A 5,482-nucleotide genomic window follows, 5' to 3' on the forward strand; every position below is an offset into this window, starting at 1 on the left:
CTGAAATACCTTCCTGCCGGGACATGGTCCCGTCGGTTGACGCAGGAACACCGCATCGTCTACCTGGTCAAAGAGGAGCAGATACACTTCCTCCAAGCGCGATATCACTACTAGTCTGAAGTTCCCCCTGTAGGGTGAAGGGGATTACGAAGGACTTACGTAGGAAAACGATGGCGACGGGGGGAGGTTTTCTGGCTACACTTTGAGGGGGACGCCTAGCAGTTCGAAGGCACGACGTTGTAGTAGGGTAGGTGTAGTCAGGAGATCGAAGGTTGGCTTCTTGTCGGCGTCATCGGAGACACTGCCCTTGGGCTGGATGGAGTTCTTGGCGATGGTGGCCAAATCACGCAGCAGGGTGTGGAAGCTGTGCACCGGATAGCCTTCTTGGGTCCGCTTTGTCTGGGCTTTGGCCTTCGCCTTGTCGGAGCGCTCTGCAGCACAGACTATTGACTCCCTCTTTCTGTCTGCCTTGTCCTCCTCACCGAAGATAAGGGGCGATAGTGCTTGACGCATGTGCCATTCTACATAGTAGGCCAGCATGCAAATGAAGACGTGTGCTCGCACTCGATCCGCCAGCCGATGATATATGGGACGCACTTTCAGATCCACTGACTTCAGACTGCGGAAGGCCTGTTCCACCATTGACAGGCTCTTGTACGCCCCTACAGCCTCCTCGGCACTCATAGCCTCCTGCGGCGCACTGGTGCGCACTATGTAGATCCCATCCAGTGCGGCTTCCCCGGCTATCTTGGCCTCATCACGCTCATAGTGCAGCCCTTCTTCCCCTATCTCCACCTTGAAGTGCTTGCCCACCTTGTAGCGATCGATCACCTTGCCCACCCGCAACCCGATCGCCGCTTCTCCCTTTAGCTGCCTCTTCTCTCGCCGCGTGGCTAGAGCTATCTTCTCCAGATCCTTCCCGGTCGCCTCCAGCAGCGCCTCCCGCTTCCTGGCCCTCTCCTTGGCCAATAGCGGATTACGGCAGGCTATCAGACGCTCCCGGGGATACCGGCTCGAAGTGATCTCCACCAGGTCCCGCTCATCAAAAAGCGACAGTTGCATCTCCCCTTCCCTGACTATAGAACCTACCTCCACCGCCCGCAGCACTGTTATCCAATCCCATCCCTCTATCCGGGACAACTCTTTGTCTATGCGCGCCTGGGTGATCATCCCCCGGTCTCCCACCATCACCACCCGCTTGATGCCAAAACGCCCCTGAATCTTGGCTATCTGTGACCCCAAGGTCTTGGGATCGCCCTTGTTTCCGTCGAATACCTCTACAGCCACCGGACACCCTTCTTTGGTACACAACAGCCCAATTAGTATCTGCGGGAACCCTTTCTTCCTGTCCCGGCTATGCCCAAACTTGGCCAGGGAACAATGATTGCCCGTGTAGTACGTCGAGGTCACATCGTACAGAACCAGACAGCCATCTGCCAAATGCCGCTTGGCTAGCTCTCCTTCGATACGTGGCTGCTCCCCCAAAAGCCAGTCCATAGCCTCATACAGATCATCTTCGTCAATCCCCTCTACGCATAGCGCTTCCCCCAGCGTGCTCAGTCTCGTCTGCTCCTTAAGGCCGCGGCAGGTGGCCAGCTTCGATGTGGGATCAATAATCCGGCTGATCACCATCGCGGTTACCATGTCATGCACACGCGAGGGGGAGGTACTGATCAATCTGCCCATCTCCAGCTTACGCCATGTACCCAGTACGGCAGCTACATGACCGTGTGGCAAACTGCGGACCACTTCAAAGGCTTCTGAGGCTGGCAGGTATGTCTGGCCCTTGAGAGCGCCTCTGATAATGTCAATAACTTGAGGGGGCAGGTGAGAGATATTGCCCAGGGTCTGGTGCTTGACCTTGCCACCCTCGCGGTAGGTACGTCGCAGGAGATGAGTGTAGTAGGCCTTCCCCTTATGCACTCGCTTGGTGGTGGCTACATGTACCGGACCGCCTCGATCAGGAATACACCCATTCTAGCACATCCCCTGATCAATGTCAAGACATACTCGTGGCTACATAATGCCGCCCACTCCGTTCCTGGATCGTGCCTGGCTGTCCCTCAAATAGGGGGGAACTTCAGATTAGTGGTTTGCGCGGACTGGCAGAGCGTTGCAGCCCCGACCGCCAGAAGACTCAACCCTCGATACCCGATCAGCTTGCAGCATCATGAATGACGATCCGGTGCCGTATCGGGGAGCAGGCCGATTCATGGTTCTCAACAAGTCATGAATCGCTGATGGGCTAGACAGACTAGGTGTCGTTATAGTCACCCAGCCCTCTGATATTTCGGCTCTGGGGATGATCCGAAACATTGACTTCCTCCGCCATAAGGAAATTCCCATTATCGGACTCCTCACAATGATGGACGGATATCTTTGCCCTGATTGCGGGTAGGCAAAGCATCTATTGATTCTCACAAGCTCGGCGAGCGACCTACACAAAATGGACTATTGTTACCGCATCGATTGAGTCCATATCTCAGCCGAGTAGCTACTTCTTATCACCCAATACAGCTACCATCAAGACGCCAGGACCGGTATGTGTACCGATAGCCGGAGTCACCTTTGAGCGATAGATACGCTCTTTGGGAAACTTGGCGCCAAGGTGCTTGACTAGGGCCTCTGCTTCGTCAGGGCATGCTGCATCCTCTACCGCCATCTCCTCGATATAGGAATAACTCATAGCAAAGCTGTATAGACGCTCTACTGCCTTAGATCGAGAGCGTGTTCTGCCCACGGGCTCAGCCACACCATCTCTTAGAGTCAGAAGAGGATTCACTCTGAGCAGCGATCCCAGAAAAGCCTGACCGTTGCCGATGCGTCCCCCTCTCCTGAGATACTCCAAAGTATCAAAGGTGCATAGCAAGTCTACACGAGGAATAGTCTTCTGGGTTACGTCTATCACTTCGTCAAGGCTAGCCCCAGACTGAGCCGCCCTGGCTGCTTTCATGACTATGAATCCCTCTGTCATAGCGCCCCATCTTGAATCAATTACTTGGACGCGGCATTTGGTCTTCATTAACCCTACACTTTGTGACGCCACTTCATAGGTGCCACTAAGCCTAGAACTAATCATGATGGCAAGAATTTCGTCCGTCTGTTCAGCCAGCTTATCATATGCCTGAGCAAAGGTCGCAGGCGTGGGAACTGATGTAACCGGTAGTACCTTGCTGTGCTTCAGCTTCTCGTAGAACTGCTCAGCAGTCAGGTCAATATTATCGCGGTAGACCTTTTCTCCAAAGCGAAGAGCTATGGGTATTACTGTAATGCCGAGCTCCTTGACCACCTCATACGGCAAATCAGCAACGCTATCGGTTACAATTTTGACTGCCATGATTTCTAATACACTATTACAAGATTACAAGCTCTATTCTATGTGTTTGCTTCTGAGATGACAAAGAAAGGGCAGCGAGGTGTCCCATCGCACGGTTAGAGGTGGGTATTCGGTCCCGGCAGGAATCGCCCCCGTGCTTGATGGGCGATATGTGGACCAGTGGGCTTATCTCAACGGCGTAGCCCTGGATTTCATCCGTCCCGGGAAGCCAACAGACAATGCTTTCATAGAAGCCTTCAATGGTCGGCTTAGACAGGAGTGCCTTAACAAAAATTGATCTTTGTCCCGGAAGATGCCAGGGATAAAGTGGAGCGGTGACGAAAGGACTACAATGAGCATCGGCCCTATGGTATCGTAAAGCGATAGTAGTGTATAAATGATTGGGCATTATTTGGAATATATCCTTTCCACGGCGATGGGATTATTTTCATCAAATTCCAGCCTGATTGAATGGCTGATTATCAGTCCATCGGCTTCGCTGACTGTAGAAAGTATTATAAGGTTAAAACTTACTGTATGAGCAAGAAAACATTTCACATAGTCTCTCTCGGCTGTGCTAAGAATACCGTTGACTCGGATTCCATGGCGCAACTGTTGACCGGTTCGGGTTATGAGCTTGTCACTGACCCGCGCCGGGCGCGCTTCCTGATCGTCAACACCTGCGGTTTCATTGGCCTGGCTAAGGAGGAGTCGCTCAATGTGCTCGCCGAGCTGGCTGCCAAAAAGAAAAGCGGCCAGGTGCTGATCGCCGCAGGCTGCCTGACGCAGCGCTACGGCGTCGAAGTTGCCCGTCGTGTTCCTAGCATTGATGGCATCCTCGGTACACGCCGCTGGATGGATATTGTTGATGTAGTTGAGAGCCTGCACGGCGTCGGGCACCCCGAACCGCGCTATCACCTATCCGAAGCGGCCACCGTCGGCAGCGACGAGCACGGTGCGCAGCGCGTCTCAGTGCAGGGTGCTAGTGCCTATTTAAAGATCGCCGATGGCTGCCGACGCCCGTGCGCCTTCTGCGCGATCCCGTTGATCAAGGGGACCGCCGTGAGCCGGCCGATTGAGTCGATCTTGGCCGAAGCGTGCTCCTTGCAAGAGATGGGCGTACGCGAGATCATCCTGATCGCCCAGGATACCACCGACTACGGCTATGACCTGGGCTTGAAAAATGGTCTGGCTCACCTACTCACAGAGATGACTGCCGCCGTACCTCAGGTCGATTGGATCCGCGTCATGTATGCCTACCCCGGCTATGTCACCGATGAGTTGATCGAAGTCATGGCCACCCATAAGCAGGTGGTACCCTACCTTGACATGCCCCTGCAGCACGCCCACCCGTTGACACTGCGCCGGATGCGCCGCCCAACAAACGTCGACTGGGTCCACAAGACTCTGGGGAAAATGCGTAAAGCCATCCCCGACCTGGCCCTGCGCACTACTTTCGTCGTCGGCTACCCTGGCGAGACTGAAGAAGAATTCCAGACCTTGCTCGATTTCGTCGAAGAGATCCGCTTCGACAAGGTGGGTACGTTCAAGTTCTCTTTCGAACCAGGCACCACCAGCGAGCCATTTGGCGACCCCATCCCAAGTGAGGTAAAAGAAGAACGCTTGAAGCGCCTGATGGAAAAGCAGCAGCAAATCTCCCTCGAGCGCAACCAGGCGTTCGTCGGCCGCAGTCTGGATGTGTTGATCGAAGGCGTTGGGCAGGGCATCTCGATGGGTCGCAGCTACCGTGACGCCCCCGAGATCGACGGCCTTGTCCTGGTAAAGGGTGAAATCCCTGTTGGCCAGATGATCTCTGTACGCATCAGTAACGCCATGGTCTACGACCTGAGCGGTGTCGCTAGTCCCGAAGAAGATAGTCAGGATTCATAACATAACTACATCTGAGATGTATCCCTGAAAGTGAATTGCCCCTCAGCAAGCTGGTAATTCACTCCCGCCCCTTCAGTTAGGCAACTTGCGCCACCTCAATGGATAACTAGTCTAGTGTATCGCTAATAACTTGACAATGACATTCTCCCCGACGCAAGCGTCGGGGTATCACAGTAACCTTAGTTGGTCTTTGTGAATCTGAACATATTGAGATGCACGTCCTTGCTCTTTAACATATTTCCCGATGGCTTTTTCATTCCCGTGTTTCCCAATAGT

Annotated in this window: 4 protein-coding genes and 1 pseudogene; 3 read left to right on the forward strand and 2 right to left on the reverse strand. The window is 53.9% G+C overall.

Going from position 1 to position 5,482, the window contains the following annotated elements; all coding sequences use genetic code 11:
• Positions 1-114 (forward strand): Txe/YoeB family addiction module toxin (locus tag NTZ04_04655; GenBank protein MCX5991606.1); only part of this gene is annotated, 114 nt, incomplete at its 5' end.
• Positions 115-195: 81 nt separating this feature from the next.
• On the opposite strand, the gene NTZ04_04660 is transcribed toward NTZ04_04655, so the two are convergent.
• Positions 196-1,923, reverse strand: a complete 1,728-nt coding sequence (locus tag NTZ04_04660) for an IS1634 family transposase (protein ID MCX5991607.1) — start codon at positions 1,921-1,923, stop codon at positions 196-198.
• 571 nt (positions 1,924-2,494) lie between these two features.
• A complete protein-coding gene (locus tag NTZ04_04665) occupies positions 2,495-3,337 on the reverse strand; it encodes a DegV family protein (GenBank protein MCX5991608.1) in 843 nt (280 codons plus the stop codon).
• 145 nt (positions 3,338-3,482) lie between these two features.
• On the opposite strand from NTZ04_04665, the pseudogene NTZ04_04670 reads away from it, so the two are divergent.
• Positions 3,483-3,652, forward strand: a pseudogene (locus NTZ04_04670) (integrase core domain-containing protein).
• A gap of 201 nt (positions 3,653-3,853) precedes the next feature.
• Complete coding sequence (rimO, locus tag NTZ04_04675) at positions 3,854-5,206, forward strand: 30S ribosomal protein S12 methylthiotransferase RimO (GenBank protein MCX5991609.1); 1,353 nt, start codon at positions 3,854-3,856, stop codon at positions 5,204-5,206.
• The last annotated feature ends 276 nt before the right edge of the window (positions 5,207-5,482 follow it).

Source organism: Chloroflexota bacterium, from assembly GCA_026389585.1.
Classification (GTDB): Bacteria; Chloroflexota; Dehalococcoidia; order UBA2247; family RBG-13-53-26; genus JAPLHP01.

Bases quoted from the DNA above. Each gene is read 5' to 3' on its own strand.
- NTZ04_04665 (MCX5991608.1), bottom strand. From the start codon at position 3,337: ATGGCAGTCAAAATTGTAACCGATAGCGTTGCTGATTTGCCGTATGAG.
- rimO (MCX5991609.1), top strand. From the start codon at position 3,854: ATGAGCAAGAAAACATTTCACATAGTCTCTCTCGGCTGTGCTAAGAAT.